The organism is Marinobacter fuscus (genome assembly GCF_003007675.1).
GTDB classification, from domain to species: Bacteria; Pseudomonadota; Gammaproteobacteria; order Pseudomonadales; family Oleiphilaceae; genus Marinobacter; species Marinobacter fuscus.
In genome coordinates this window covers 90,635-117,477 of record NZ_PXNP01000085.1, presented here as the reverse complement: position 1 = coordinate 117,477, position 26,843 = coordinate 90,635, and the positions used below count along the sequence as shown (strand labels likewise).

General features: G+C 58.5%; 27 protein-coding genes. 19 read left to right on the top strand and 8 right to left on the bottom strand.

The features are described 5' to 3' along the window. Window positions 1-15: 15 nt before the first annotated feature. Window positions 16-1,071 (bottom strand): small ribosomal subunit biogenesis GTPase RsgA, encoded by a 1,056-nt coding sequence (gene rsgA, locus C7H09_RS11870; protein WP_106762897.1) that lies wholly within the window; start codon window positions 1,069-1,071, stop codon window positions 16-18. Window positions 1,072-1,181: 110 nt separating this feature from the next. On the opposite strand from rsgA, the gene orn reads away from it, so the two are divergent. Continuing rightward, window positions 1,182-1,724: an oligoribonuclease gene (gene orn, locus C7H09_RS11865; RefSeq protein ID WP_106762895.1), complete on the top strand. Its 543-nt coding sequence runs from the start codon at window positions 1,182-1,184 to the stop codon at window positions 1,722-1,724. Here orn and queG read toward each other — a convergent pair. Then, window positions 1,719-2,807: a tRNA epoxyqueuosine(34) reductase QueG gene (gene queG, locus C7H09_RS11860; RefSeq protein WP_106762893.1), complete on the bottom strand. Its 1,089-nt coding sequence runs from the start codon at window positions 2,805-2,807 to the stop codon at window positions 1,719-1,721. The two genes, orn and queG, sit on opposite strands and share 6 nt — an antisense overlap. A gap of 135 nt (window positions 2,808-2,942) precedes the next feature. Here queG and C7H09_RS11855 point away from each other — a divergent pair, with 135 nt between their 5' ends. The 11 genes from C7H09_RS11855 to C7H09_RS11805 all read left to right on the top strand — a co-directional run bounded on the left by C7H09_RS11855 (window position 2,943) and on the right by C7H09_RS11805 (window position 15,867). Then, on the top strand, window positions 2,943-4,505 hold the full coding sequence (locus C7H09_RS11855) for an NAD(P)H-hydrate dehydratase (RefSeq protein ID WP_106762890.1): 1,563 nt from the start codon (window positions 2,943-2,945) through the stop codon (window positions 4,503-4,505). Then, entirely contained in the window at window positions 4,502-4,999 is a 498-nt protein-coding gene (gene tsaE, locus C7H09_RS11850; RefSeq protein ID WP_106762888.1) for a tRNA (adenosine(37)-N6)-threonylcarbamoyltransferase complex ATPase subunit type 1 TsaE, read from the top strand. Before C7H09_RS11855 ends, tsaE begins: the two co-directional genes overlap by 4 nt. After that, window positions 4,996-6,330, top strand: a complete 1,335-nt coding sequence (locus C7H09_RS11845) for an N-acetylmuramoyl-L-alanine amidase (RefSeq protein ID WP_106762886.1) — start codon at window positions 4,996-4,998, stop codon at window positions 6,328-6,330. The genes tsaE and C7H09_RS11845 overlap by 4 nt, the downstream gene beginning before the upstream one ends. Window positions 6,331-6,351: 21 nt before the next feature. Then, complete coding sequence (gene mutL, locus C7H09_RS11840) at window positions 6,352-8,235, top strand: DNA mismatch repair endonuclease MutL (protein WP_106762883.1); 1,884 nt, start codon at window positions 6,352-6,354, stop codon at window positions 8,233-8,235. A 6-nt stretch (window positions 8,236-8,241) separates the two neighbouring features. Further along, window positions 8,242-9,285, top strand: a complete 1,044-nt coding sequence (miaA, locus tag C7H09_RS11835) for a tRNA (adenosine(37)-N6)-dimethylallyltransferase MiaA (protein ID WP_106762880.1) — start codon at window positions 8,242-8,244, stop codon at window positions 9,283-9,285. Between the two features lie 32 nt (window positions 9,286-9,317). Further along, window positions 9,318-9,569 (top strand): RNA chaperone Hfq, encoded by a 252-nt coding sequence (hfq, locus tag C7H09_RS11830; RefSeq protein ID WP_106762878.1) that lies wholly within the window; start codon window positions 9,318-9,320, stop codon window positions 9,567-9,569. 93 nt (window positions 9,570-9,662) lie between these two features. Then, entirely contained in the window at window positions 9,663-10,964 is a 1,302-nt protein-coding gene (gene hflX / locus C7H09_RS11825; RefSeq protein ID WP_240616577.1) for a ribosome rescue GTPase HflX, read from the top strand. Window positions 10,965-11,041: 77 nt separating this feature from the next. Further along, window positions 11,042-12,226 (top strand): FtsH protease activity modulator HflK, encoded by a 1,185-nt coding sequence (hflK, locus tag C7H09_RS11820; protein ID WP_106762872.1) that lies wholly within the window; start codon window positions 11,042-11,044, stop codon window positions 12,224-12,226. A 2-nt stretch (window positions 12,227-12,228) separates the two neighbouring features. Continuing rightward, the gene (hflC, locus tag C7H09_RS11815) at window positions 12,229-13,107 is read left to right on the top strand and encodes a protease modulator HflC (RefSeq protein ID WP_106762870.1); all 879 of its coding nucleotides are present in this window, start codon (window positions 12,229-12,231) and stop codon (window positions 13,105-13,107) included. A gap of 212 nt (window positions 13,108-13,319) precedes the next feature. Continuing rightward, window positions 13,320-14,501 carry an ATP phosphoribosyltransferase regulatory subunit gene (locus C7H09_RS11810; RefSeq protein ID WP_106762867.1) on the top strand — a complete coding sequence of 394 codons (1,182 nt, stop codon included), beginning with the start codon at window positions 13,320-13,322 and terminating at the stop codon, window positions 14,499-14,501. 70 nt (window positions 14,502-14,571) lie between these two features. Next, complete coding sequence (locus C7H09_RS11805; RefSeq protein WP_106762865.1) at window positions 14,572-15,867, top strand: adenylosuccinate synthase; 1,296 nt, start codon at window positions 14,572-14,574, stop codon at window positions 15,865-15,867. Window positions 15,868-15,955: 88 nt separating this feature from the next. On the opposite strand, the gene cmoB is transcribed toward C7H09_RS11805, so the two are convergent. Genes cmoB through C7H09_RS11780 form a run of 5 tightly spaced genes read right to left on the bottom strand, consistent with a single transcriptional unit; the run spans window position 15,956 to window position 19,574 of the window. Then, window positions 15,956-16,948: a tRNA 5-methoxyuridine(34)/uridine 5-oxyacetic acid(34) synthase CmoB gene (gene cmoB / locus C7H09_RS11800; protein ID WP_106762863.1), complete on the bottom strand. Its 993-nt coding sequence runs from the start codon at window positions 16,946-16,948 to the stop codon at window positions 15,956-15,958. 30 nt (window positions 16,949-16,978) lie between these two features. After that, window positions 16,979-17,737 (bottom strand): carboxy-S-adenosyl-L-methionine synthase CmoA, encoded by a 759-nt coding sequence (cmoA, locus tag C7H09_RS11795; RefSeq protein ID WP_106762861.1) that lies wholly within the window; start codon window positions 17,735-17,737, stop codon window positions 16,979-16,981. Continuing rightward, the gene (locus C7H09_RS11790) at window positions 17,730-18,110 is read right to left on the bottom strand and encodes a PA3694 family proteiin (RefSeq protein ID WP_106762859.1); all 381 of its coding nucleotides are present in this window, start codon (window positions 18,108-18,110) and stop codon (window positions 17,730-17,732) included. Before C7H09_RS11790 ends, cmoA begins: the two co-directional genes overlap by 8 nt. 18 nt (window positions 18,111-18,128) lie before the next feature. Next, window positions 18,129-19,145: a serine/threonine protein kinase gene (locus C7H09_RS11785; protein WP_106762857.1), complete on the bottom strand. Its 1,017-nt coding sequence runs from the start codon at window positions 19,143-19,145 to the stop codon at window positions 18,129-18,131. Between the two features lie 6 nt (window positions 19,146-19,151). Beyond that, a complete protein-coding gene (locus C7H09_RS11780; RefSeq protein WP_106763101.1) occupies window positions 19,152-19,574 on the bottom strand; it encodes a hypothetical protein in 423 nt (140 codons plus the stop codon). A gap of 124 nt (window positions 19,575-19,698) precedes the next feature. On the opposite strand from C7H09_RS11780, the gene C7H09_RS11775 reads away from it, so the two are divergent. Then, on the top strand, window positions 19,699-20,808 hold the full coding sequence (locus C7H09_RS11775; protein WP_106762855.1) for an NAD(P)/FAD-dependent oxidoreductase: 1,110 nt from the start codon (window positions 19,699-19,701) through the stop codon (window positions 20,806-20,808). Window positions 20,809-20,847: 39 nt separating this feature from the next. Here the strand turns inward: C7H09_RS11775 and C7H09_RS20255 are convergent, their stop codons facing one another. After that, the gene (locus tag C7H09_RS20255) at window positions 20,848-21,297 is read right to left on the bottom strand and encodes a ComF family protein (protein WP_240616573.1); all 450 of its coding nucleotides are present in this window, start codon (window positions 21,295-21,297) and stop codon (window positions 20,848-20,850) included. Between the two features lie 330 nt (window positions 21,298-21,627). Between C7H09_RS20255 and bioB the strand changes: the two genes are divergently transcribed. The 6 genes from bioB to C7H09_RS11740 all read left to right on the top strand — a co-directional run bounded on the left by bioB (window position 21,628) and on the right by C7H09_RS11740 (window position 26,825). Further along, window positions 21,628-22,686 carry a biotin synthase BioB gene (bioB, locus tag C7H09_RS11765; RefSeq protein ID WP_106762850.1) on the top strand — a complete coding sequence of 353 codons (1,059 nt, stop codon included), beginning with the start codon at window positions 21,628-21,630 and terminating at the stop codon, window positions 22,684-22,686. Window positions 22,687-22,861: 175 nt separating this feature from the next. Beyond that, window positions 22,862-24,046 (top strand): 8-amino-7-oxononanoate synthase, encoded by a 1,185-nt coding sequence (gene bioF, locus C7H09_RS11760; RefSeq protein WP_106762848.1) that lies wholly within the window; start codon window positions 22,862-22,864, stop codon window positions 24,044-24,046. After that, the gene (bioC, locus tag C7H09_RS11755; protein WP_106762846.1) at window positions 24,043-24,867 is read left to right on the top strand and encodes a malonyl-ACP O-methyltransferase BioC; all 825 of its coding nucleotides are present in this window, start codon (window positions 24,043-24,045) and stop codon (window positions 24,865-24,867) included. The genes bioF and bioC overlap by 4 nt, the downstream gene beginning before the upstream one ends. A 198-nt stretch (window positions 24,868-25,065) precedes the next feature. Continuing rightward, complete coding sequence (gene bioD / locus C7H09_RS11750; protein ID WP_106762843.1) at window positions 25,066-25,770, top strand: dethiobiotin synthase; 705 nt, start codon at window positions 25,066-25,068, stop codon at window positions 25,768-25,770. Between the two features lie 51 nt (window positions 25,771-25,821). Further along, complete coding sequence (locus C7H09_RS11745; RefSeq protein WP_106762840.1) at window positions 25,822-26,067, top strand: flagellar biosynthesis protein FlgE; 246 nt, start codon at window positions 25,822-25,824, stop codon at window positions 26,065-26,067. 11 nt (window positions 26,068-26,078) lie between these two features. Beyond that, window positions 26,079-26,825, top strand: a complete 747-nt coding sequence (locus C7H09_RS11740; protein ID WP_240616572.1) for a putative metalloprotease CJM1_0395 family protein — start codon at window positions 26,079-26,081, stop codon at window positions 26,823-26,825. Window positions 26,826-26,843: the final 18 nt, after the last annotated feature.

Here is a 26,843-nt window from a genome sequence, read left to right as displayed (position 1 = left end):
CGGCCCGTTTTGGCATCAGGTTAGTTTCAGCCCCCGGGCTTGCTGCTCGGTCATATCCTGCAGGATGCGGTGAAAACTTTTCAGTCGTTCCGGTGAAATGTCTCCTGCAGCGGCAGCTGTTTCCAGAGCGCATCCCGGGTCGCCCAGGTGTCTGCAGTTACGGAACTTGCACCGGCCGATGAGTGGCTGGATTTCCCGAAACCCGTACTCCAGTTCCTGTGGCGTCATGTGCCAGAGGCCAAACTCCCGTATGCCCGGTGAGTCAATCAGATCCCCGCCGCCGTCCAGGTGGAAAAGTTTGGCCGTCGTGGTGGTGTGCACGCCTTTGCCCGTGCTTTCAGATACCGCGCCCACACGCAGAGATTCATCCGGCAGCAACGTCTGGATGATCGAGGATTTACCAACGCCGGACTGGCCGACAAATACGCTGGTCTTTCCCCGAACCAGTGCCTCGACCTCTGGCGCGGATTGGCCCGCGGCACGGGCGGCTGAGGTTTGTTCTATCTGGTAGCCGAGGGATTTATAACGGGCCAGCAGCGTTTCGATTCGCTCCCGGTTCCCGTCGTTGATCAGGTCGGTCTTGTTCAGCAGGATCACCGCCGGAATATCGGTACTCTCGGAGGCCACCAGATACCGATCGATCAGGTTGTCATGGGGCTCGGGCTCCGGGGCGATTACCAGGATAATATGGTCGATGTTGGCGGCCACCGGCTTCAGCGCACCGAAATTGTCCGGGCGCTGCAGCAGGTTTTCCCGTTCGCAACGGGCCACAATCACGCCGGTAGCACTCTTGCCCGGGCGCCAGACCACCCGGTCTCCGGTGACCAGACTGTCGATATTGGCACGAACAAAGCACCGAAATACCTTGCCGGTGTCTTCGCCTTCGAGGGCTTCAATGTCCAGTTGCTGGCCATAATGGGCGATCACAAGGCCGTTCTGCTCCGGCCCCAGTTCGCCTGCGGCAGCCTGATCCTCGACCGCCTTTTCTTTTCGGGCGGCGCGCGCGGTGCGTTCGTTCTGTATCTTTTCAATGCGCCATTGCTGGCGTTTGTTCAAGCGTCTTTTTGCCATTGGAGCCCAGGTGGTTGCCGGTGTTCGGGTATCACATCATACGTGAATCATGGACAATACAGCGAATTTCATGCACCCGTTTTTTCGTCAATAGTTAAGAGGTATTCACCATGAGTAACAGTGATCGTCTGGTCTGGATCGATCTGGAAATGACCGGGCTGGATCCCGAGCAGGAGCGAATCATCGAGATGGCGACGATTGTTACCGATTCGCAGTTGAATGTGGTTGCAGAGGGGCCGGTCATTGCAATTCATCAGCCGGACAGCCTGCTGGATAGTATGGACGAGTGGTGTACCAAAACCCACGGCGCCAGCGGCCTTACCCAGAGGGTAAAAGACAGCACCATCAGCGAGGTCGAGGCTGAGCAACAGACCCTGGCGTTTCTTGCAGGCCATCTGGAGCCTGGTCAGTCGCCCCTGTGTGGCAACAGCATCGGGCAGGATCGCCGTTTTCTGGTGAAATACATGCCGGAGCTGGAAGCCTTCTTCCATTACCGCAATCTGGATGTCTCAACGGTGAAAGAGCTGGCCCGGCGCTGGCGCCCGGATGTACTGGCGGGGGTGAAAAAACAGGGCAGCCATCTGGCTCTGGACGATATTCGTGACTCCATCAACGAGCTCCGTCATTACCAGGCCCACTTCTTCAAGCTATAAACCGTGTTGCTGAAGGGCCCAGGCAACATGCTCCCGAACCAGCTCTGAAGGATGCTCTGCCCGGGCTTTCAGCGCTTCGACAACCGGTATGGTTGTGGGGGCATTTCCCAGTCCGACCGCCAGGTTCCTGAGCCAGTTTTCGTAACCGGTTCGGCGAATGGCCGAGCCTTCAGTGCGCTTCAGAAACTCCGACTCTGTCCATAAAAACAGCTCTGCCAGCGAGGCATTGTCCAGACGGTGCCGGGGTTGAAAATCATCCTCCATCGTCGGTTTGCTGAATTTGTTCCACGGGCAGACAAGCTGGCAGTCGTCGCAGCCGAACACCCGGTTGCCCATCATGGGGCGGAGCTCTTCCGGAATCGAACCCTTGAGTTCAATCGTGAGGTAACTGATGCAGCGCCGGGCATCCAGTAAGTGAGGGCCGACAAACGCATTGGTGGGGCACACCTCCAGGCAGGCGGAGCAGGAGCCACAATGCTGACTTTCGAAAGGCGCGTCCAGTGGCAACGGTGCATTGGTGAAAATTTCACCCAGAAAGAAAAACGAACCGGCTTTGGGGTGAATCAGCATGTTGTTCTTGCCGATCCAGCCAAGGCCAGCGCGCTGGGCCAGCCCGCGCTCAAGTACCGGTGCGCTATCGACAAATGCCCGGTAGTCGAATCCGCTGATGGCGTTGTCTATGCGCGCCGCCAGGGTGGCGAGTCTTTTGCGCATCAGTTTGTGATAGTCCCTGCCGAGAGCGTAGCGGGTGATATAGGCCTGATCCCGGTTAGTGAGCACTTGTTTCGGGTTGTCAGGGGCGGGCAGGTATTCCAGTCTTACCGAGATAACCCGGGTGGTGCCGGGCACCAGAGAATCCGGTGTGTAGCGCTTGTCACCATGGTCGGCCATGTACGCCATGTCGCCATGGTAGCCAGCCTTCAGCCATTGTTGCAGGCGCTCTGCATGGGGGCCGGTGTCGGCCCGGGTTATTCCGGCATCGGCAAACCCGAGCTCTTTGGCCCATGCACGAATCCGGTCAGGAAGCGCTTCCAGGCTCGGGGTTCGGGTGTCGGTCTTAGAGTGCTGTGACGGCTGGCTCATAATGGCTGGGCTGACTTCGGATGCTGCGAAACTTTAATTTGATTAAGTTATGACCTTCTTTCCTGTTTTGCTATTCTTTACAGGTATCTGGCCAGTCTTCTTAAACTGCTTTCTTCCTCGGGGAGTGCCCGGAGCATGTCCATTGTATCAACGAACAGTCTAACAGAACCCCTCTATTCCGCCGACTCCGTGCGGGCGATGGATCGGTATCTGATTGATCGTAAAGGCGTGGACGGTTTCGAACTGATGCAATCTGCCGCCAGTGCCGCGTTTCGCCAGTTGATGTCAGTCTGGCCGGGACAGCCCTCTTTGCTGGTGTTTTGTGGTGCTGGCAACAACGGTGGCGACGGTTACCTGATCGCCGCCAGTGCCCGTCGCCACGGGCTTAAAGCTGTGTGTGTGGCGGTGGCTCCTGCAGAGAAACTCGCTGGCGATGCGCTTCTGGCCTACAACAAGGCTTGCGCTGATGGCGTAACCCTGCTGGATTTGCGGCAGTTATCCGAAGACGAGACCGAGCAATTGGCAGCGGGCGCCGATGTTCTTGTCGATGCGATGCTGGGTACCGGTTTTGCGGGCTCGCCCCGAGAGCCTTTTGCCAGTGCCATACGGCTGCTAAACCGGAGCGGTAAGCCGGTACTTGCGGTTGATGTGCCTTCCGGCCTGGATGCCACCACCGGCGCGGCGATAGGAGAAGTGGTTCGTGCGGATATCACGGTGACCTTTATTGGTGCCAAGTTGGGGCTGTATACCGGGGCGGGCGCCGGAGTCTGCGGCCGTGTGATTTTTGAACCTCTGGTGGATACCGCTACTGCGCAGGCAAGTGGCGAGCAGGCCCTGGCGGAGCTTTGTCGCTGGCAGCAGTACCGTAGCAGGTTGCCCAGGCGGGCGCCCGATGCCCACAAAGGTGATTTTGGCCATGTTCTGGTGGTCGCAGGCGATCACGGATTCGGCGGAGCCGGTATTCTGGCGGCGGAGGCGGCATCCCGCGCCGGAGCAGGCCTGGTTTCGCTGGCCACCCGGCCGGAATACGTGACCGCCGCGCTGGCGCGATGCCCTTCGGTAATGGTTCGGGGTGTTACCCACGGCTCTGAATTGCCTGCGCTGCTGCTGAAAGCGGATGTGGTTGTCTGCGGGCCGGGGCTGGGGCAGTCCTCCTGGGGCCACCAGATGTTACAGCAGGTTGTCGAATCCGGTAAGCCGCGGGTGCTGGATGCCGATGCGCTCAATATTATGGCAGGCCGCGCGCCTGCGCCGTCAAGGCATCACGTACTGACACCCCACCCGGGTGAGGCTGCGCGCCTGCTGGGTTGTACGGTACAAGAGGTAGAGGCGAACCGCCTGGCCGCCGCGACCAGCTTGCAGAAGCAATGGCGGGGTATTGTGCTGCTCAAAGGCGCTGGTACGGTTATTGCGGCTGAAAGCAGCCTGCCCAGGATTATTCCAGGTGGGAATCCGGGCATGGCAACCGGTGGCATGGGCGATGTGCTTTCCGGCATTCTGGGCGCTTTGCTGGCTCAGGTTACTGTACCCGAATCGGCCGTTACACTGGCTGCAAGCTTGCATCTGGCGGCCGCGAATGCGGCCGTGAAAACGCAAGGCTACATGGGGTTGCTGCCCACAGATGTGATTACCTGCTTGCCGGAAGCGCTCCGCCTGGCGGAAGCAGACGTGAATTCTGAGAACCGGGAGAACGGATGAGTATTTTTGGAAACGAGCGCCGGTTGTTCCTGGAGGGTGAGGCAGAAACGGAAAAACTGGGGCAGGAGCTGGCCCGGCTGGCGGCTGCCTCAGACACTGGCCTGACGATCTTTCTTGATGGTGACCTGGGCATGGGGAAGACCACCCTCAGTCGCGGCGTTCTGAGGGGGCTGAATCATCAGGGGTCTGTGAAAAGTCCGACATACACCCTGGTGGAGCCCTATGAGGAGCTTGAGCCGCCCGTCTACCACTTCGACCTGTACCGTCTGGGAGATCCGGAAGAGCTGGAGTACATGGGGATACGGGATTATTTCGACAACCGGAGCATTCGCCTGATCGAATGGCCCGAGCGGGGCGAGGGCGTGCTGGCCGAGCCGGATCTGGAAATCCATCTGGAGCGGGAAAAGCAGGGGCGCTCGGTGGTCTTACGTGCCCGCTCGGAGCTGGGCGCCCGGATTCTTAACGACATTGAACTGGTAGGGCCGGACGTATGAGACTCTGCATTCTTTTTTTCCTGGCGATGCTTGTTTCTGTTGCCGCGCAGGCCGGTACCCGGGTCGAAGGTGCCCGCTTGTGGCCTGCGCCCGATCACACCCGGCTGGTGCTCGATACCGCAGGGCTGGTTGAGCACAATGTGTTTTCTCTGTCGTCGCCACCACGGTTGGTGATTGATCTGAAAAATACCGCGTTACAAACGGATTTTGGTGCTGTGGATCTTACCGGTAGTCCGATCCGGAGTATCCGGAGTGCCCCGCGTAATGGCAGCGACTTACGGGTGGTGCTTGATCTTGCCAGTGACATCAAGCCCCGCAGCTTTGTTCTGGAGCCAAACCAGCAGTATGGCCACCGGCTGGTCATTGACCTGATTGATGAAGAAGGCAGTCGCCTGGAGCGTGCAACCAGCCCAACCGTTACCCAGGATTCTGCCGGCAAGCGGGACATAATCGTGGTGATCGATGCGGGCCACGGCGGCGAAGATCCCGGAGCTATTGGCCCAAAAGGCACACGGGAGAAAGACGTTGTGCTCCGGATGGCGAAGCGGTTGGCCGACCTGATCAACAGTAAGCCGGGCTTTACCGCCAAACTGACCCGTACCGGCGATTACTACGTGGGTTTGCGTAACCGTACCCTGCTGGCGCGTAAATATAACGCCGATCTTTTTGTGTCAGTTCATGCGGATGCCTTCCGCACGCCCCAACCCCGGGGGGCCTCTGTGTTTGCGCTGTCCCAGCGTGGGGCCACCAGTGAAACGGCCAGGTGGCTTGCCCAGAGCGAAAACCGATCCGACCTAATTGGTGGTGCCGGCGGGGTGTCGCTGGATGGGCGTGACGATATGCTGGCAGGGGTGCTGCTGGACTTGTCCATGACCGCCAGCATCAACGCCAGTCTTGGCGTGGGCGGCTCTATTCTTGGCCGATTGGGTAAGGTGGCGAAGCTGCACAAAAGCGGGGTGGAGCAGGCCGCGTTTGTGGTTCTGAAGTCGCCTGATATTCCCTCAATTCTCGTTGAAGCGGGCTTTATTTCGAACCCTACGGAAGAAAAGAACCTGGCATCCGAGTGGTACCGTGACAAGCTGGCAAAAGCGATTATGGAAGGTATCGAGTCCTATTTCGAGCAGACACCACCGCCGGGTACATTGCTGGCCTGGCAAAAAAACCAGGGTCGTGGTGGGCATGACGTTAGCCACTACCGTATCCAGCGAGGCGATACCCTGTCTGCGGTAGCCCGGGAAAACCGGACGACCGTGGGAGAGTTGATGCGCTTTAACGGGATGAATGATGATCGTGTTATGGTAGGGCAAACCATTCGCATCCCCTCATCCTGATTTAAGAGGTAGTCCCCGGATATGCCCCACATCCAGTTACTGTCGCCCCGGCTTGCCAACCAGATTGCCGCTGGGGAGGTGGTGGAGCGCCCCGCATCGGTTGTTAAAGAGCTGGTTGAGAACGCCCTGGATGCCGGGGCAGACCGAATCGACGTGGAAATTGAGCAGGGTGGCGCCAAGCTGATTCGTGTTCGGGATGACGGTTCCGGAATAGCTGAAGAGGACCTGCCTCTGGCACTGAGTCGCCATGCCACCAGTAAAGTATTTACGCTCGATGACCTTGAAGCGGTGGCGTCGCTGGGGTTTCGGGGTGAAGCCCTTGCCAGTATCAGTTCTGTGTCACGGCTGACGCTCACCTCCCGGACTGAAGCCCAGGAAGCTGCCGCCCGGGTTGAGGTGGAGGGCCGGGATATGGATGCCCGGATAGCGCCCGCCGCCCACCCTGTCGGCACCACGGTGGAAGTGCGTGATCTTTTTTTCAATACGCCGGCCCGCCGGAAGTTCCTGCGCACTGAAAAAACCGAGTTCAACCATGTGGAGGAATGCGTCCGCCGCCAGGCACTGAGTCGGTTTGATACCGGTTTTACCTTGCGCCATAACCAGCGGGTAATGCAAAGCCTGCGCCCGGCAGAGTCAGCGCTCGATAAGGAGCGTCGTATTGGTGCTCTGTGCGGCCAGCAATTTATTGACAACGCTGTTGTGATTGATGCCGAGGCCACCGGCCTGCGTCTCTGGGGCTGGGTGGCGCTGCCAACGTTTTCCCGCAGCCAGGCCGATTTACAGTATTTCTTTGTTAACGGTCGGGTGATTCGCGACAAACTGGTGGCCCACGCTGTTCGCCAGGCCTACCGGGATGTGCTTTACAACAACCGGCATCCTGCCTTTGTGTTATACCTCGAGGTGGATCCGGCAACGGTGGATGTGAACGTTCACCCTACCAAGCACGAAGTGCGTTTTCGTGATGGGCGCCTGGTGCACGACTTCATTTTCCGGACGTTGCATCGCGCCCTGGCCGATGTCCGGCCCGATGACCAATTGCGAGGCGCCGTTGCCCAGTCGATAGTCCGTGAGGCTGATGTTAGCCCTCAGCCCCAGGTACAGCCCTCTATAGGTGGCGCTTCGACACCCTGGCCGGGATCGCCCGGCCGTCCTGGATTTTCTACCCCGGAGAAGGCTCAGGTCCAGCAGGAATGGAAGGCCAGCGACCAACTTGGCTTTTACCAGTCCCTGAACGAGGGAGGTGGTGTTGCAACTCCGGGCAGGAGCGGGCCTGGCGGGCAGCCTGCTGCAGAAATTACGCCACCGAGAGATGGCGGAGAGGAACCGCCTCTGGGCTACGCGATTGCCCAGTTGCACGGGATCTACATCCTGGCGCAGAGCCGTTCCGGGTTGATTGTGGTGGATATGCACGCGGCTCATGAGCGCATTACCTACGAGCGCATGAAGCATGCGCTGGCGGAGCAGGATCTGAAAAGTCAGCCGCTGCTGGTGCCGTTGTCGCTCGCGGTCAGCCAGAAAGAGGCTTCGCTGGCAGACAGTCATGGCGAAGAGCTGCAGCGACTAGGGCTGCAGGTTGAGCGTATTGGTCCGGAAACGCTCGCAGTCCGGCAAATACCCGCGCTGCTGCGGGGCGCAGACAGCGAACAGCTGGTGCGGGACGTGCTGGCAGATCTGATCGAGCATGGCCAGAGTGATCGGGTAGAGGCTGTTACCCACGAACTGCTTGGTACTATGGCTTGTCATGGTTCGGTGAGAGCCAACCGGCAGCTGACCATACCGGAAATGAATTCCCTGTTGCGGGATATGGAAGCTACCGAACGCAGTGGCCAGTGCAATCACGGTCGCCCGACCTGGACGCTGGTTACTCTGTCCGAGCTTGATAAGCTGTTTTTGCGGGGACGTTGACAACCTATGACTCACCAGCAGGATCCGTTACTGGCCCGCCCGCCCGCTATTTTTTTGATGGGGCCGACCGCGTCGGGCAAAACCGATATGGCGATTGAACTCTGCCGCCAGTTGCCCTGTGAAATCATCAGCGTTGATTCCGCCCTGATTTATCGTGGTATGGATATTGGCACTGCCAAACCAACGTTGCAGGAACTTGCCCAGGCGCCTCACCGGCTGATCGATATCTGTGATCCGGGCGAGACTTATTCTGCCGCCGATTTTCGCCGTGACGCGCTGGCAGCCATGGCGGATATCACGGCCAGAGGGCGTATTCCCCTGCTTGTGGGTGGAACCATGATGTACTTCAAGGCCTTGCTACAGGGTATGTCGGGCCTGCCTGCGGCAAACCCCGCGCTGCGGGAGCAGATTGAGCAGGAGGCGGCCGATCAGGGCTGGCAGCACCTGCACGGCGAACTGCTGGAAAAAGATCCGGAAGCAGCCAGGCTTATCCACCCGAACAACCGGCAGCGACTTACCCGGGCGATTGAAGTTATCCGTTTAACCGGTAAGCCTATCTCGTCGTTCTGGCAGGCAGGCCCGGAAACAGAGTTAGAGCAGGACAGTACGGATATCAAGGATTACACGTATTTCACCCGTTGGCAGGCAGACGAAAGCACAGACCTGCCGTATACTGTTTTTCAGTTTGCCCTGGTGCCGGTGGAGCGTTCTGTGCTGCATCATCGAATCGAGAAGCGTTTTCTGGCGATGCTGGAAGCCGGTTTTCTTGATGAAGTCCGGGCGCTGATGGCTCGCGGGGATCTTGGCCCGGATTTGCCCTCGATGCGTTGCGTGGGCTACCGACAGGCCTGGGAGTACCTTTCCGGTGACAGTGACTACGATGCCTTTGTCGCCCAGGGCGTTGCGGCAACCCGCCAACTGGCGAAGCGGCAACTGACCTGGTTGCGGAAATGGCGGGATGTTTGTCTGCTGAATACCCCTGATCCCCGACCGGTGCTTGAGACCTTGAAAAATGCCGGGGTTGGCACCACATTTAACTCAAATTTATAACGATCTGCACTTAAATAAACAGGAGAATACTCATGTCAAAAGGGCACTCTTTACAAGACCCTTACCTCAATGCTCTGCGCAAGGAGCGCATTCCGGTTTCCATCTTTCTGGTAAACGGTATCAAATTGCAGGGCCAGATCGAATCGTTTGACCAGTTCGTGATTCTGCTGAAAAACACCGTAAGCCAAATGGTTTACAAGCATGCGATTTCAACCGTGGTTCCCGCTCGCAATGTTCGGCTGCCGCAGCAGAATCCAGCAGGTGAAGGCGAGACTGAAGACTGATTGCCAGCGCCTTCTTTAGTAATTCACACCCGCGCCCCAGGACAGCCACTGTGCTTGAATGGCCGCGGGTGTTTGTGTTCATGGAGTCGATAAATCTTGTTTGAGCGTCCAGATGTCGGAGAGCGGGCGGTTCTCGTTCATATTGATTTCACTGCCCACGACGATGCTGAAGATCCCGGCGAATTTCGGGAGCTGGTTACCTCTGCGGGGGTTGAGCCGGTGGCCACCGTAACCGGCAATCGTAAACAGCCCAGCCCCCGGTTCTTTGTCGGCGAGGGTAAGCTTGATGAAATCCGCGATACCGTGGCCGCTGCTGAGGCCGATGTGGTGCTGTTCAATCATGCGCTCAGTCCCAGCCAGGAACGCAACATCGAACGCGAATTGCAATGCCGTGTGCTTGACCGTACTGGTGTCATTCTCGATATCTTTGCTCAGCGTGCCCGGACCCATGAGGGTAAACTTCAGGTAGAGCTGGCCCAGCTGGAGCACATGTCTACCCGGCTTGTCCGGGGCTGGACGCACCTTGAGCGGCAAAAAGGCGGTATCGGGCTGCGGGGGCCTGGTGAAACCCAGCTGGAAACCGACCGCCGGTTATTGCGCGAACGCATCAAGTCTATTCATAAAAGGCTTGAGAAGGTGCGCAAGCAGCGGAATCAGGGCAGGCGTGCCCGCCGCCGGGCTGACATACCAACCCTGTCGTTGGTAGGCTACACCAACGCCGGAAAATCGACATTATTCAACCGTATCACCACTTCCAGCGTATATGCAGCAGACCAGCTGTTTGCGACTCTGGATCCGACCCTGAGGCGGTTGGAACTTCCAGATGTGGGGCCGGTCGTAATGGCCGATACCGTAGGGTTCATCCGGCACCTACCGCACAAGCTGGTTGAGGCCTTCCGGGCAACGCTGGAAGAGACCACCGAAGCCAACTTGCTGCTGCATGTTGTGGATGCCGTCGACGAGCGCCGCGATGACAATATCGAACAGGTTGAAAGTGTCCTGGCAGAGATAGGTGCGGATGAAATTCCGATGCTGCAGGTGTTCAACAAGATTGATCTGATGGACGATTTCGAGCCACGCATCGATCGCAACGGCGAAGGCGTGCCGGTGCGGGCCTGGGTCTCTGCAGTGACCGGCGAAGGACTGGAGTTGTTGTTCGACGCGATTGTCGAGCGCCTGGCGGAAGATGTGGTGCATCACTTTGTGCGCCTGGGACCGGTAGACGGAAAGCTTCGCGCCCTGTTGCATCAGGCGGATTCGGTGCTTAGTGAGCACTATTGCGAAAACGGCGATACGCTATTGGAAGTGCGGCTGCAAAATCGTGACTGGTTGCAGCTTTTGAGTCGTGCGGGCGTAGCCGAAGACAGTCTCAGGTTTGAAGCGCCAGGCCTTTGAAGCGCCCCGCTATTGCCGGAGACTTGATAAAACCCTAGTATTTGCAGCCATTCGAATAAACGGGAACGGAGAAAACTATGGCCTGGAACGAACCGGGTGGTAACCGTAACGACAACGACCCCTGGGGAACCGGTGGTGGTCGTCGCGGCAATGATCAGGGTCCGCCAGACCTGGACGAAGCGCTGAAAAAGGGGCTCGATAAACTGAATCGCATGCTCGGCGGCAAAAAAAGCGGTGGTTCCGGCAGTGGCAGCAGCAACTCCGGTAGCGGTGGCTTTGGCGCCATTCTGGCGATTGCCGCCATTCTGGTGGTTGGCTACGTGCTCTACCAGTCTTTCTATACCGTGGATGAACAGGAGCGCGCGGTAGTGCTCAGATTTGGCGAGTACAACCGTACCGAAAGCCCGGGTCTGCGCTTCAAAGTGCCCCTGATCGATACCGTATACAAGGTTCGGGTAACCAGCATTCGTACCGCCGAGTCATCGGGCCAGATGCTGACCCAGGACGAAAACCTGGTGACCGTAGACCTTCAGGTACAGTACAGGGTGTCTGATGCACAGGCCTACGTTCTGAATGTTCGGGACTCTAACCAGGCCCTGGCTTTTGCCACCGACAGTGCGTTACGTCACGAAGTGGGCAGCTCATCGTTGGATGACGTGCTGACTGAGGGGCGTGCCGAGCTGGCCGTTCGTGTGGAGCAGCGGTTGCAGAGCTTTTTGCGCGAGTATGGTGCCGGTCTTGAAATCGTTCGGGTGAACGTGGAAAGCACCCAGCCGCCGGCGGCGGTTCAGGATGCCTTCCGTGAGGTTCAGAGGGCCCGTGAAGACGAGCAGCGCCTGAAAGAGGAAGCCGAGACCTACCGTAACAAGATTGTTCCGGAAGCCCGTGGTCAGGCCCAGCGCATGATTGAGGAAGCGAGCGCCTACAAGGAAGAAGTGATCGAGCGTGCCCGCGGTGAAACCGCGCGCTTTAACCAGTTGCTGGCCGTGTACGAGCAGGCTCCCCGGGTAACCCGTGAGCGTATGTACCTCCAGGCAATGGAACAGGTGCTGTCTAACAGCAGCAAGATCTTTGTCGATACCGAAAGCAGCGGCAACATGATGTACCTGCCTCTGGATCGCCTGACCCAGGGCGCCATGTCGTCCTCCGGTAGTCGGTCGCTTGACAGCCGCAGCCAGCAGGTGGATATCCAGAATCTGACCGACCAGGTTTTGCAGGAATTGCGCACCCGTCAGGATACCAATAGCCGGAGGAGCAGATAATTATGGGAGCTAAAGGTGTAGTGGGCCTGGCAGGCGCCCTTATCGTTGTTCTGCTTGTGCTTTCCAGCGTGTTTATCATTCCGGAGACCCATCGGGGCGTGAAGCTGCGTTTCGGTGAGCTGGTGGAAACCAATATTCAGGCAGGCCTGCACTTCAAAGTGCCGGTGATTGACCAGATTCGTGAATTCGATATCCGGGTACTCACCATGGATCTGCCGTCCCGCCAGTATCTGACGGTGGAGAAAAAGCCGCTGGATGTAGACTCTTATGTGGCCTGGAAAATTCGTGATGTGGATCAGTTCTACCGGGCCACGGGTGGTGACGAGTACCGGGCGCAAACGCTGATCCTGTCCCGTGTGGACAACGGCCTGCGTGACGAGTTCGGTGTGCGCACCATGCATGAGGTTGTGTCGGGTCAGCGGGATGAGCTGATGCACACGCTGCGTGATCGGGTGAACGAAACATCGGTAACTGAATTCGGCATCGAAGTCATGGACATCCGGGTGAAGGCCATCGAACTGCCCGGGCAGGTGAGTGAGAACGTGTATCGCCGTATGGCGACTGAGCGCCACAAGCTGGCCCAGGAATTCCGCTCGCGCGGTCAGGAGCTTGCGGAAGGTATTCGTGCCGACGCAGATCGTCAGCAAACGGTGATTCTGGCCAACGCTTTCGCCGAGGCCGAGAAAACGCGTGGTGAGGGGGACGGTGAGTCTGCCGCGATCTATGCAGATGCTTATGGCGCGAACGAAGAGTTTTACAGCTTCTATCGCAGCTTGCAGGCTTACCAGAATACCTTCGCCAATAAAGGCGATATTATGGTGATTGATTCTGACAGTGACTTCATGAAGTTTCTGAAGAATCCGGCTGGCGCTACCAACTGATCTAACCGGTACCAGCCAACCGGAATTCCGGAGAGAATTTAACCTTCTCCGGGATTCCGGTTTTTTTGTGTCTGCCAACCGTGTAGAATCCCAGCGGTTTTGTGTGGGGTTTTTGTGATGTTTGTCGCGAAGCACAGTACGCCCCAACACGCCTAAATTCTGAGTCACGCTGCGGGCCTTGCCCGGGCGGGAGAAACGGACAACAGAATCTCATGACTGTATCTGATCGCTGGTTACTGCCTGACGGGGTGGAAGATATTCTGCCGCCACTGGCCGGGCGCATTGAGTCCCTGCGCCGGGACGTTATGGACACCTGCCAACGCTGGGGCTACCAGCTGGTTATCCCTCCGCTGATTGAATATCTTGAATCGCTGTTTACCGGAACTGGCCACGATCTGGAGCTTCAGACCTTCAAGCTGACGGATCAGCTGACCGGTCGCATGATGGGTTTGCGGGCAGATATGACGCCCCAGGCGGCCCGTATAGATGCGCACACTCTGGGCCAGGAAGGTATCACGCGCCTGTGTTATGCCGGTCACGTTCTGCATACCCGCCCCAGGCACATGCTCACCGGGCGCACGCCCATCCAGGCCGGTTGTGAACTGTTTGGTAGCGGCTCTGAAGCGGCAGATCTTGAAATTATCAGCCTTATGCTGGAGACCCTGCGAGTGGCCGGGCTGCCGCGGGTGCATCTGGATCTTGCCCATGTGTCGATTTATGAAAGCCTGATCAAAGACGCCGGATTTGATCGGGATACCGAAGCCGCTGTGTTTGACGCCATGGGCCGCAAATCCGTACCGGAGCTGGATGATCTGCTGGGTGATTGCGCAGAGGGCTCGGCCGGTGCGCGCCTTAAGGATCTGGCCCGGGTGAACGGTGGCATAAATGCCCTCGCGGATGCCCGCCAGGTTCTTGCCGGTGCTTCTCCGGCGGTGGATGTGGCCCTGGATCAATTGGGCCGTGTGGCAGACCTGCTGGCCCGGGATTTCCCGGAAGTGAGCCTGGGTTTCGATTTCTGCGAACTGCGTGGTTATAACTATCACACCGGTCTGGTGTTTGCGGTGTATGTGCCGGGTTATGGCGATGCTGTTGCCAAGGGTGGCCGATACGATGCCATTGGCAGTGATTTCGGCCGGGCCCGGCCTGCGACCGGGTTCAGCCTGGATATCCGGGCGCTGGTTGCTTTGGGGCAGCGCCCCTTCCGGCAGAGCGGTGCAATCTGGGCTCCGGCTGATGAAGACAATGCTTTGGAAGGCGTTATTTCCGGTCTGAGAATGACCGAGACGGTCATCCGGGCTTTGCCGGGAGATGAGGTAACCAGTCCTCTTGCCCGCGGCTGCGACCGACAACTGGTGAATCGTGGTGGTGAATGGGTAGTGGAAGCTATCCAGTAAGCCGGTATGTGTGTTTTGGGGTAAATCATCAGGGTGTGAGCTTCTGGCCCGCCCGAATTGAGAGAGAATCATGGGTAAAAACGTTGTTGTGCTGGGCACCCAGTGGGGTGATGAAGGCAAAGGCAAGATTGTTGACCTTCTGACAGACAAGGTGGCAGCTGTTGTCCGCTTCCAGGGCGGTCACAATGCCGGCCATACGCTGGTGATTGAGGGCAAGAAGACCGCTTTGCACCTGATCCCGTCCGGCATCCTGCGCAAAGACGTCCAGTGCCTGATCGGTAACGGTGTTGTATTGTCACCGGAAGCGCTGCTGAAAGAAGTGCGGGAACTCGAAGCCAATGGTGTTGCGGTGCGTGATCGGCTGAAGATCAGCCTGGCCTGCCCCATTATCCTGCGCACCCATGTTCGTATTGACCAGGCCCGTGAGCGTGCCCGTGGCAACGACAAAATCGGTACGACTGGCCGAGGTATCGGTCCGGCCTACGAGGACAAAGTGTCCCGGCGTGGTATTCGCCTTGAGGATCTGGGCAACAAACGCGAGTTTGAAGCCAAGCTGCGTGAAATCATGTCGTATCACAACTTTGTCCTGACCGAGTATTACAAGGAAGAGGCCGAGGATATCGACCAGGCTCTGGCGGAGCTGCACCAGATGGCAGAAGAGATTCTGCCGATGGCCGCTGATGTAACCGATATCCTGCATGACTACCGCAAGCGCGGCGAACACATCCTGTTCGAAGGTGCTCAGGGTTCGCTGCTGGACATCGATCTGGGTACCTATCCCTACGTCACCTCCTCCAATACCACGGCTGGTGGCACGGCGACGGGCTCTGGTTTTGGCCCGCTGTTCCTCGACTATGTGCTGGGTATCACCAAGGCTTATACCACTCGTGTAGGCTCTGGCCCATTCCCCACAGAACTGTTTGATAGCATGGGTGAGCACCTTGCGGTGAAAGGTAACGAAGTGGGTACCACCACCGGCCGTTCACGCCGTTGTGGCTGGTTTGATGCCGTTGCTCTGCGGCATGCCATCCAGATTAACAGTGTGTCCGGCATCTGCCTGACCAAGCTGGACGTTCTGGATGGCCTGGAAACCGTAAAGGTATGTGTCGGTTACAAAACACCCAATGGTGAAATCAACCGTCCGCCGATCGGTTGTGACGGTTTTGCCGAAATTGAGCCGGTTTACGCCGAACTGCCGGGCTGGAGTGAAAGCACGTTCGGGTTAACCAGTGTTGAACAGCTGCCGGAAAACGCCAAAGCCTATATCCGCTTCCTTGAAGAGCAGATTGAGGCGCCGATCGACATTATTTCCACCGGGCCAGACCGGGTAGAGACCATTACTCTGCGTCATCCGTTCGGGGAATAAGTCCCGGAAATAAAAAAACCGCCCGCGGCCGTTGCCCCGGGCGGTTTTTTGTTTCTGGCAGTCTGGTTATTCGTGGAGGGGCGGGGCCTCACGGCTTCCGGGCGATGATGGTTGCGCGTTTGGGGCCCGGGTAGCCCTCAATGGTTTTTGTCGGGTCGTGCGGGTCAAGAAAATCGCTCAGCGAGTTGAACCGCATCCAGTCCGTCTGCCGTTGCTCTTCGGTGGTGGTCACGCTGACATCCACAACCCGGGCATCGGTAAACCCGGCCCGGTCGAGCCAGCGCAGCAGGGTGGGGCAGCTCGGCAGAAACCAGACGTTGCGCATCTGACCATAGCGATCCTCCGGCATCAGGCTGTAGCCCTCAGGGCCGTCCACGACTAAGGTTTCCAGAACCAGCTCGCCACCTCTGCGCAGCGTACCTTTCAGCTCCAGCAGGTGGTCCAGCGGTGAGCGCCGGTGGTAGAGAACGCCCATGGAAAAGGTGGTGTCGAACAGCTCCAGGTTCTCTGGCAAGTCTTCCATGCGAACCGGCAGAAGATCCACCGGGGCGTGCATCACATAGCCTTTGACGGCGAGAAACTGGAACATGAACAGCAGGCCCGGATCGATTCCGATCACCCGTTTTGCGCCAGCGCCAGCCATGCGCCAGCAGTGGTAGCCCGAGCCGCAACCGACATCCAGAATGGTGCGGCCAGACAGATCCGACAAGTGGGGGGCCACCCGATCCCATTTCCAGTCTGAACGCCATTCGGTATCGATGCGGGTATCGAAAAACGTGAACGGGCCTTTACGCCATGGCATCAGCCCACGCAGTCCCGACTCAAGCGCTTCCAGCCCGCTGGCTGAAAGGGCTGCAGGGGACGCTACGGTAATGGCAGAGCGGTTAAGGTCAACCCGGGCTTGGGGAACATCAGGCAGTTGCTCAAGGGCTGCCTGCCAGCGTGCCACGTCGCCGTGGGGTTGCTGCTCAAAACGGTGAATCAGTTGGCTCGTTAACTGTTCATGCCAGGCGTTCCGGTTTTCGGATTCAAGATACTGCAATACGTCGGTGAAATGCGGGCGCCAGTCAAATTGGGTCATGGATTGTCTTTCGGTTTCGGATTCAGGGGGTCAGGCCTTCTTGATGGCCAGCATGGAGACGAAGTTGAAGCATTGGTACCACACCAGTACTTCGTCAAAACCGACAGCCTGCAAGCGGCTGCGGTGTTTGGCCAGAGTCTCGGGAATCATGATGTTTTCAATAGCCGCGCGTTTCTGGCTGATTTCCAGATCCGAGTAGCCGTTGGCCCGTTTGAACTCGTGATGAAGACAGGTTTGCGTGTCCTGTTCAAAATCGGTTTCGAAGCGGATCTTTTCGGAGAGGATCAGCACCCCGCCAGGCAGTGTGGCGTCTGCAATTCTCTGCAAAAGTGCTTCACGTTGGGGTGGTTCTACAAACTGCAGCGTGAAGTTCAGTGTGGTCACGGAGGCCTTGCTGAGCTCGGTGGTTTGCACATCCTCACAGCGCAGGGTAACCGGCAGCTCATGGTCATCCAGAGCAATGTGATGCTGGCACCGTTCCAGCATGTCACTGGAGTTATCCACACCCACCAGCGTGCAGTCCCGGTAGGGAATGCCGTGACGCATTGCAAGGGTGGAGGCACCCAGTGAACAGCCCAGATCGTAGCAATTGGAACCGGGCTGGACATATTGCTCGGTGATCACTTCGATCATCGGAATAATGGTGGTGTAACCGGGAACGGAGCGTCGGATCATGTCCGGAAAAACTCTGGCCACAGAGGCGTCAAACCGGAAATCCTCCGGGTTGCGTTCGGTGGCAAACAGGCGGTCGGTCATTGGTTGGCCGGAGTCTTCTGTCCGATTACTCATCCTGCTCTCCCGGAACGGCCTGCCGGGGATCTGGTGTGGCCAGATCCCGGTCGGTGGGTGATGGCCGTGTGCAGCGCACACCCCGGTTTTTGTAGTCTACCAGAATGCCCCGGAACGAAGGATCAACATCGGCAGCGATAGCCAGGTAGCCGTTTTCGCAAACTGCATGGAGTTCCGAGGATTTGCGCGACATCCGGAAGGTCTCGCCGGGGTTTACATGAACCGCAGTGAACTCTCCAATCGGGGCAAAATCCTTGTTCTCAGAGTGTTCGATTTTGCCTGCAGCCTCCAAGACTATTACGGTTCCTGCAATAGCGGCAATACCGGTGAAAATGAGGGCTTTGGCGGTGAATCGCCTTTCGTTGTCGCTCATGGGTACCTCTAGTGATATTCAGAATTGGCCGGGCAGGCTGATGGCCGGTTGCTGCAGGTCGGCCAGCTGCTCCCGCAGAGACAAAATCTGGTCTGACCAGAAACGTGGTTGTGCAAACCAGGGGAAAAAGCGCGGGAAAGCAGGGTCTTCCCAGCGCCGAGCCAGCCAGGCGCAGTGGGCAATCTGCCGATAACAACGCAGGGGCTCGATCAGGTGTCGTTCACGACGATTGAAATCCCGGAACATTTCGTACCCTTCAAGGAGTTCGCCAAGCTGCGCGCCCCTTTCGGCAGGCTCTCCATTAAGCAGTAACCACATGTCCTGCACGGCCGGGCCGGTGCGGCAGTCGTCAAGATCAACGAACAGCATGCTGTCGTCGCGGCACAGGATATTGCCTGCGTGGCAGTCGCCATGAATGCGTAGCGTCTTTACGTCTCCTGCCTCGGAAATCCGGGCCCGGCAGGCCGTCATAAGATCCGGTATCAGGCTGTCCCAGGCAGGCTTCAGGTCGTCCGGGATCCAGCCCCCTTCACGCAGGGACAGGTGGTTTTGCTCCAGCCCGTTGAGCAAATCGAAGGCCGGGCGGTGCTCGAAGTTTTTCAGTTCGCCCAGGTTGTGGATCTGTCCGAGCCACTGCCCGAGTCGATACAAGGTGTCAGCAACGCTGGTGTCGGGTGCCTGGCCACCGCGCTGCGGGAATACAGCAAAACGAAAGTTGTGATAGTGGCCCAGGGATTGGCCGTCGGGTAGTACCAGAGGGGCGACCACCGGCACGCCAGCCTCCACCAGCGCCAGGCTGAACTCGTGCTCTTCCAGAATTGCGGCATCGGACCAGCGGCCGGGCCGGTAAAACTTGGCAATTACCGGCGGCTGGTCTTCCAGCCCAACCTGGTAGACCCGGTTTTCGTAACTGTTCAGCGCAAACAGTCGGCCGCTGACGTCAAACCCAGCGGCTTCGATGGCATCAAGAATAACGTCAGGCGACAGGAGGTCGTAGGGATGAGATGAGGCTGTTTCGGACAGATCGGTTGGCATAGAGACTCAAAGGGCTGTGTCGTATCGGGCTTTCATGGTTTGCAAATGATACCAGTTTTCGTCTAATTCCCAACGAATACGATTAACCCGACCACTCGCCAGTACCACATCGCCCGCTCTGGCCTGCACCTGTGCCAGCTCCCTTTCGGCTTTTTGCCACTCCCGGTTGGTATCAGCCAGGTGGCGCATACCCGGGAAAACCGCAATCAGGGCGCGCTGGGTCGACACGGTATGGGATCTCAGCGAGCTGATGATTGCGGTATCCCCTTCTACCCGCAGTACGCGGTGATGATACGGGTAAGACGAGACAATCTGATCGCTTTTCAGTTCCGCGTTCAGGGAGATCACTTCAAATCCACGCCAGCCTATCCAGCCAACAAAGAGTGCGGCGACAATCATCACGGTAATGAACTGCTTTTTGTCCGACATGCTCAAGTCCATTGCTGCACAGGGTTCCCTGCAGCAGTATAGCGTGTCTGGCGTAACAGGTAATGCATACGGGGTCGGAGTAAGGTAATTTCAGAATTTTCTATCCATTGAGCGGGCCAGTATTGTGACAGAGGAACACTACAGCGTTGAAACAGTGGTTATCGGTGCCGGCGTGGTCGGCCTGGCAACGGCCCGTGCCCTTGCGCAGGCCGGGCAAGAGGTGCTGGTGCTGGAGTCGGGTGCCGCGATTGGTGAAGGTACATCCTCCCGTAACAGTGAGGTAGTGCATGCCGGTATCTATTATCCGGAGGGGTCATTCAAGGCCGGGTTGTGTGTGCGGGGGCGGCAACTGCTGTATGACTATTGCCAGGCCCGCAATGTCCGGTTTCGCAAGTGCGGAAAGTGGATTGTCGCCACTGACAGTACGCAACTTGCCGGGCTGGAAAAGGTGCAGGCTCAGGCTGCGTGCAATGGCGTGAAACTGGTCGCCATTGACGGCCGAATGCTGAAGGCCCGCCAGCCTGGTCTGCAGGCGTTTGCGGGGCTCTGGTCTCCGGAAACCGGCATCATCGATAGTCACGGATTGATGCTCTCGCTGCAGGGAGAGCTGGAAGACGCCGGGGGCCAACTGGTTTTGCACAGCGAGGTTCTGTCGGCGGAGTCGGTGGCCGGAGAGCACCGTTTGGTTGTGGCCGGGGATGCACCGGTGATCCTGCGGGCGCGCCGGGTTGTTAATGCCGCCGGGCTTGGGGCGCCCGGGCTGGCCCGGCGCTGGGGCGGCTTGCCGGATACGTGTCAGCCCCGACAATGGCTGGCAAAAGGGGTTTACTTCAGTTATAGCGGCCACCACCCGTTTGAATCCCTTATCTATCCTTTGCCGGAACCCGGGGGGCTGGGTGTGCATCTGACGCTGGATCTTGCCGGGCAGGCCCGTTTCGGCCCCGATGTTGAGTGGGTTGAGCAGGAAGATTATCAGGTTGCTCCGGAACGGGCGGCCGCTTTTGCCCGGGCTATTCGCCAGTGGTGGCCAGGGTTTGAAGCCGACCGGTTACAACCGGCTTATGCAGGTATACGGCCCAAATTGAGCGGGCCGGGCGCTGCTTCAGCTGACTTCAGGATAGACGGGCCGGAAACTCACGGTATTCCCGGCCTGGTGCATTTGTTTGGTATTGAGTCGCCGGGGCTGACATCTTGTCTGGCCATCGCCGACAAAGTTGTCGGGTTGCTGGAATGAGCGTGCTCCGGCGGCTATCAATCAGGCGATATGCGCACATCAGCCAGGGGTGCGGGCCAGTGCCCACAGTTGAATTTCTGAGGCGCCTGCCCGTTCAAGAGCCGCCGCCAGAGCTCTGGCAGTTGCCCCGGTAGTGACAACGTCGTCAACGATGGCGATGCGTGCCGGAACCGGAGCGCAAACCTCGAAAACGCCCTTCAGGTTTTTTAGCCGCCGATTGCGATCCAGATTTCTCTGGGCTCTGACTCGTTTCCTGCGCCGAACCAGTCGGCCTGCCACAGGCACCCCCAGTTGTGCCCCTGCGAACTCGGCGATCTCCTGAGCCTGATTGAAGCCTCGCTGCCAGCGCCTGGCCCAGTGCATCGGTGCCGGTATGATCAGCTCAGGCAGCTCATCGTCGGTCAGCGATTGTTCGAGAAACCCGACAAAACCATTCAGCAGTGGCCGGATAAATTTCCGTTGCCCGTGATATTTGTAGCGCCCGATCATTCCGTCAACCGGAAATTGGTAGCGCCAGGGAATCAGGCTGCTCCTGAAGGGTGGTGGTGTGGCCAGACATTCTCCGCAACAACCGGTTGACACCGGAAACGCCAACGGTAACGCGCACATACGGCAACACCATTGATTAAGCGGGAGGTCTTCCCGGCATCCTTCGCAGAGCCCGTGGATGGCCTCCGCTGCGAGGCAGGTGACACAGTGTCCTTTTGTGGCTTCGCTGTTAACCATAAAGTTAAATGTGGTTGACAGGAATGTCAGTCTGTTTATCATCTCGGTTCATCCGTAAACCAAATAATCTGGAAAGGTTAACAGGACTTTTTTATGACCGCTAGCACAACCCGTCACGACTGGACGCTGCAGGAAGCCCGGGCACTTTTTAATCTTCCGTTCAACGATCTTCTGTTCCGTGCCCAGACGGTCCACCGGGAGCATTTCGACCCGAACGAGGTGCAGGTCAGTACCCTGTTATCCATCAAGACCGGTGCCTGCCCGGAAGACTGCAAATACTGCCCCCAGAGCGGGCATTACAACACCGGGCTGGAGAAGGAAAAACTGCTGGAAATCGAGAAGGTGATTGCGGAAGCCCGGGTGGCCAAAGATAAAGGCGCCTCTCGCTTTTGCATGGGGGCGGCCTGGCGTAGCCCGTCGAAGAAAGACATGCCTTACGTGCTGGATATGGTTCGGCAGGTGAAGTCCCTGGGGCTGGAGACCTGTATGACCCTGGGCATGCTCAAGGAAGACGAGGCCCGGGAATTGGCGGACGCCGGTCTGGATTACTATAACCACAACCTCGATACCTCCGAGAAATTTTACAATCACATCATCACCACCCGAACCTATCAGGATCGCCTGGATACTTTGGATAACGTGCGCCGGGCGGGCATGAAGGTGTGTTGTGGCGGCATTATGGGCATGGGTGAGGATGAGGATGACCGTGTCGGGCTGCTGGTTCAGTTGGCCAATCTGCCGCAGCATCCCGAGAGTGTGCCGGTGAATATGCTGGTGAAGGTGAAGGGGACGCCGCTGGAAGGTGTGGAGGATCTGGATCCATTTGATTTTGTGCGGATTATTGCGGTGGCCAGGATCATGATGCCGGAATCCCATGTGCGCCTTTCGGCGGGTCGGGAGCAGATGAACGAGCAGATGCAGGCGCTGTGTTTCATGGCTGGTGCCAATTCCATTTTCTATGGCGAGAAGTTGCTGACGACATCGAATCCGGAGGCGGATGCGGATATGCAGTTGTTCCGTAAGCTGGGGATTCGCCCAGAGCAGCGGGAGCAGTGCGCGACCGAGGCGCAGGAGGAAGAGGCGATTGCCGAGGCGGTGGAGTATGAGGCTACCCGGCATCTGTTTTATGACGCGAGTCGGGAGTCAGCTTAAGTTTTGGAGCAAGACGAAGGGTGGGGGTGGCTTTCCGAGACACGCTACGAGCACATCCCTGTGCGCTTGTTTCAGGCCATCCCTGGCCTTCAACAGTCTCGGAAAGCCACCCCCACCCTTCGCCCCATAAGTGGTATCAATTAACGAAAGGTTTACTATTGATCTTGGCCACCTGATGCGAAATTTTGCGCGAGAAATCCAACAACGAAAGCAGGCCGGGCTATACCGAACCCGTCGCTTGGTGTCGGGCCCTCAGCGGCCGGAACTGGTTGCAGACGGCGAGCAGCTCCTGTCGTTCTGCAGCAACGATTACCTTGGGCTGGCCAGCCATGGGGGAAATATCACGACATTAAAAGATGCGCTGTCAGAGGTCGGGTTGGGCGGTGCGGCATCGCACCTGGTGTGTGGCCATCATGAAGCCCATCATCGCCTGGAGCAGCGACTGGCGGCGTTCACCGAGCGTGATGACGCGTTGTTTTTCTCTACCGGCTATATGGCCAATCTGGGTGTGATCTCGGCGCTGGCCGGGCGGGGCGATACCATCTTTTCCGACCGGTTAAATCATGCCTCGATCATTGACGGCTGCATTCTCAGCCGCGCGCGGGTGAGGCGCTACGCTCATGGTGATGTTGCCGCGCTGGATACCCTGCTTTCCGAAACGTCCGGACACAAACTGGTGGTGACCGACGGTGTGTTCAGCATGGATGGCGATATCGCACCGCTCAGGGAGCTGGCGCGGGCTTGCAAGGCCCGGGATGCGTTGTTGGTGGTGGATGACGCCCATGGCATTGGCGTACTGGGGCCGCAGGGGCGAGGCAGTGTGCTGGAGGCCGGGTTGTCCCAGGATGAGGTGCCGGTATTGATCGGTACCCTGGGCAAAGGAGTAGGCACATCCGGTGCCTTTGTGGCTGGTTCTGAGGTGTTGATCGATTATCTGGTGCAGAAAGCCCGAACTTACATTTACACCACCGCCATGCCACCGGCCCTGGCATTGGCCACCTGTGCCAGCCTGGATGTGGTAGAGCGGGAAGAGCAGAGGCGGGGTCATCTCGATGCGCTGATCCGACGTTTCCGGGCCGGTGCCCGGGCGCTGGGGTATGAACTGATGCCATCGCGCACGCCCATTCAGCCGATTATGATCAGGGATAACTTTTCGGCGCTGGCGCTGAGCCAGGCGCTGGAAGAGCAGGGCATTCTGGTCACGGCCATCCGGCCCCCGACGGTGCCGGAAGGTGAAGCCCGCTTGCGGGTGACGTTCAGTGCCGCGCACACCGAGGAAGATGTTGAGTGTTTGTTGCAGGCTTTGGCGAACAGCCGGGCGCTGGTCGATGAGCTTGCCAGCCACCAGGTGTCGCCATGACCATCTACACCCGAATTGAGCCAGCGCCCCTTGCTGAAGGCGGAACCGGCAGCAAGCAATCCATCGCGCGCGGTTTTGGCAGTGCCAGTGGTACCTACGACGGCGCATCCAGGCTGCAAAAGGTGATGGGCGATGCCATGATGGCGGAGTTTACCGGTAAATTTGCTCCGGAAACCATACTTGATCTGGGCTGCGGCACCGGCTGGTTTACCCGAAAACTGGCGCAACACTACCCCCGGGCAAGAGTCACCGGGGCAGATCTGGCACCAGGAATGCTGGCCGAGGCGTCCCGCCTGAGCCCGAAAGGGCTGAGATGGCTGCAGGCCGATGCCGAGCAGCTGCCGTTACCGGATAACAGTACAGACCTGGTGTTCAGCAACCTGATGATTCAGTGGAGCAACCGGCCCGATGCCATTCTGGCGGAATGTCGCCGGGTGTTGAAACCGGGTGGCCGGTTGATGGTTTCCACCTTGCTCGACGGCACCCTGGCGGAGCTCAAGCAAGCCTGGGCCGAGGCCGACCCGGGGCAGCCCCATGTAAACCGATTCACCCGCTGTGCCGACTGGCAACAGTTATCCAGTCAGCAACTTTTTGGCTCCACCCTGAAGACCGCCACCTTGACCTTGCCTTACGACTCGCCGATGGCTCTGAATAGGGAACTCAAGCAGTTGGGCGCTGTGTTCAAAGGCGAGGAGCGTCGCAGAACCATCACCGCCCCCGGGAGATTCAAGGCAATGGCTGCCGCTTATCCGGAAACCGGGAATGGCCAGATTATCGCCAGCTACCAGGCAGGCTGGTTGTACTGGTTAAAGTGTACGTAAACGAGAAAGGCAGTGGTTTCTTCCGGCGGGCTAGCGCAAAGGTTTGAAGAGAGGGTGCGGGACGGCTTTCCGGGACTATCTTTCGCCATGGATGGCGAAAGCTAAGCGCACAGGGAAGTCTTGAGCGTGTCCCGGAAAGCCGTCCCGCACCCTCGACCGCACCGCCGTTAATTTCAAAGCACCAGTCAGAGACCAACAATGGCCAAAAAAACCTACTTCATAACCGGCACCGACACCGGCGTCGGCAAAACCATCGTCTCCGCCGCCATTCTGGAAGCGGCCAAAGCCGCAGGCAAACGCACCCTGGCCATGAAGCCGATCGCCTCCGGCTGCGACAACACCTCCGAGGGTCTCCGAAACGAAGATGCGCTCATGCTGCAGGCGGCCATCACCGAAACACTGCCTTACGACACCATCAACCCCATTGCCCTGGAACCCGCCATCGCGCCCCATGTGGCGGCGCACCAAGCCGGACGGCAAATCAGCGCCCAGCGACTGGTTGGCTTCTGCCGTGGCATGCAGATTCGCCCCGCAGACCTGCTGCTGATTGAAGGGGCCGGTGGCTGGCGGGTGCCGCTGAATGACCGGGAAACCTACGCAGCCGTGCCTGCAGAGCTGAAACTGCCGGTGATCCTGGTGGTGCCCTTGAAGCTTGGCTGCATCAATCACGCGATGCTCAGCGCCGAAGCTGTGCGGGCTGACGGCCTGACCCTTGCCGGATGGGTAGCCAATCGCCCCGAGCAGCAGGTTATGAGCTGCGAGCAGGATACTCTGGATTACCTTACGGCCCACCTGGGCGCGCCGTGCCTGGGCGTATTGCCCTGGATAGAAGAGGCAGAAACGGTCGCGTTGCCGGGGCTCCTGTCACGCTACCTTAATATCACACCGCTGATTGAAAAGTGACCAGGTTTGTGCGTTAATTGTGTCAAATGTCTGTCACAGGAACGGCCACCCATGATCAACAACACGCTATCTATCGGAATACAGGGTATTCAGGACGGTATGATGGGCATGGAGGGTGCCGCCAGAAAAATCGCCAGGGGCGGTGACGATGGCCCGAAAGGTTCCGCCGAGGGTGCCGGTGGGTTGATCGAACCCATTATGGATCTCAAACTCTATGAGCGCAGCGTCGAGGCATCTGCCCAGGTTGTTAAAACGGCCGATGAAACCCTCGGAACCCTGCTTGATATTCGTGCCTGAAACTGTTTCCGGTGAACGCTCTCTCCTCCCTGTCGCCGGTCTTTCCCGGCTATAGTTCAGGCACCCTGGGCTCTGCAGTGCCGGGTACAGAGTCGGGTGCCCGGCGTGCAGACGCCGCTTCCGGCTTTACCTCCGGTGCCGGATCTGCGGATGCCCCGCCGTCTTCCACCCAAAGCCGTGACGCCGAAAGTCGCGACACGGAGGGCGCTGGCAAGGCCAGCAGGCCTGAAGCCGATAACCCCCAGGCCTTGTCCGAGGCCGAACTGAAACAACTGGCGGATCTCAAAGCGAGGGATCGTGAAGTTCGTACTCACGAGGCTGCGCATCAAGCGGTTGGTGGACAATATTCAGGTGCAATCTCCTATACTTACCAGCGGGGGCCAGATGGTGCCCAGTATGCGGTGGGAGGTGAGGTTCCGATTGATGTGGCCCCTGTGGCGGGGGATCCCCAGGCCACCATAGAGAAAATGCGGATTGTGCGCGCAGCCGCCATGGCGCCCGCTCAACCTTCGGCCCAGGATCGGGCGGTGGCCGCCCAGGCCATGCAAACCATGTTGCAGGCCCAGGCCGAGCTTGCCGGCAACAATGGCGCCCGCGCTGCGACCCCGTCCGAAACCGAAGACCCGTCGAAGACCACCACCTCCGCATCGGAAAGCCGGGACAGCCGCGCCAGTGATGCCGCCGAACGCTACCGCAGCGTTTATGCCATTGGCACTGACCGCCGGGAGTCCGGCTCCCTCACCTCTGTTTTTGCCTGAAATACCCACCGTTTCTTT

Coding starts and splice junctions, on each gene's coding strand:
- hflC (WP_106762870.1), top strand. CDS start 12,229: ATGGGAGCTAAAGGTGTAGTGGGCCTGGCAGGCGCCCTTATCGTTGTT.
- bioF (WP_106762848.1), top strand. CDS start 22,862: ATGCGAAATTTTGCGCGAGAAATCCAACAACGAAAGCAGGCCGGGCTA.
- C7H09_RS11855 (WP_106762890.1), top strand. CDS start 2,943: ATGTCCATTGTATCAACGAACAGTCTAACAGAACCCCTCTATTCCGCC.
- bioB (WP_106762850.1), top strand. CDS start 21,628: ATGACCGCTAGCACAACCCGTCACGACTGGACGCTGCAGGAAGCCCGG.
- C7H09_RS11845 (WP_106762886.1), top strand. CDS start 4,996: ATGAGACTCTGCATTCTTTTTTTCCTGGCGATGCTTGTTTCTGTTGCC.
- hflK (WP_106762872.1), top strand. CDS start 11,042: ATGGCCTGGAACGAACCGGGTGGTAACCGTAACGACAACGACCCCTGG.
- C7H09_RS11780 (WP_106763101.1), bottom strand. CDS start 19,574: ATGTCGGACAAAAAGCAGTTCATTACCGTGATGATTGTCGCCGCACTC.
- queG (WP_106762893.1), bottom strand. CDS start 2,807: ATGAGCCAGCCGTCACAGCACTCTAAGACCGACACCCGAACCCCGAGC.
- bioC (WP_106762846.1), top strand. CDS start 24,043: ATGACCATCTACACCCGAATTGAGCCAGCGCCCCTTGCTGAAGGCGGA.
- orn (WP_106762895.1), top strand. CDS start 1,182: ATGAGTAACAGTGATCGTCTGGTCTGGATCGATCTGGAAATGACCGGG.
- tsaE (WP_106762888.1), top strand. CDS start 4,502: ATGAGTATTTTTGGAAACGAGCGCCGGTTGTTCCTGGAGGGTGAGGCA.
- mutL (WP_106762883.1), top strand. CDS start 6,352: ATGCCCCACATCCAGTTACTGTCGCCCCGGCTTGCCAACCAGATTGCC.
- C7H09_RS11805 (WP_106762865.1), top strand. CDS start 14,572: ATGGGTAAAAACGTTGTTGTGCTGGGCACCCAGTGGGGTGATGAAGGC.
- bioD (WP_106762843.1), top strand. CDS start 25,066: ATGGCCAAAAAAACCTACTTCATAACCGGCACCGACACCGGCGTCGGC.
- cmoB (WP_106762863.1), bottom strand. CDS start 16,948: ATGACCCAATTTGACTGGCGCCCGCATTTCACCGACGTATTGCAGTAT.
- C7H09_RS11785 (WP_106762857.1), bottom strand. CDS start 19,145: ATGCCAACCGATCTGTCCGAAACAGCCTCATCTCATCCCTACGACCTC.
- hfq (WP_106762878.1), top strand. CDS start 9,318: ATGTCAAAAGGGCACTCTTTACAAGACCCTTACCTCAATGCTCTGCGC.
- C7H09_RS11745 (WP_106762840.1), top strand. CDS start 25,822: ATGATCAACAACACGCTATCTATCGGAATACAGGGTATTCAGGACGGT.
- miaA (WP_106762880.1), top strand. CDS start 8,242: ATGACTCACCAGCAGGATCCGTTACTGGCCCGCCCGCCCGCTATTTTT.
- C7H09_RS11790 (WP_106762859.1), bottom strand. CDS start 18,110: ATGAGCGACAACGAAAGGCGATTCACCGCCAAAGCCCTCATTTTCACC.
- C7H09_RS11810 (WP_106762867.1), top strand. CDS start 13,320: ATGACTGTATCTGATCGCTGGTTACTGCCTGACGGGGTGGAAGATATT.
- cmoA (WP_106762861.1), bottom strand. CDS start 17,737: ATGAGTAATCGGACAGAAGACTCCGGCCAACCAATGACCGACCGCCTG.
- C7H09_RS20255 (WP_240616573.1), bottom strand. CDS start 21,297: ATGATCGGGCGCTACAAATATCACGGGCAACGGAAATTTATCCGGCCA.
- rsgA (WP_106762897.1), bottom strand. CDS start 1,071: ATGGCAAAAAGACGCTTGAACAAACGCCAGCAATGGCGCATTGAAAAG.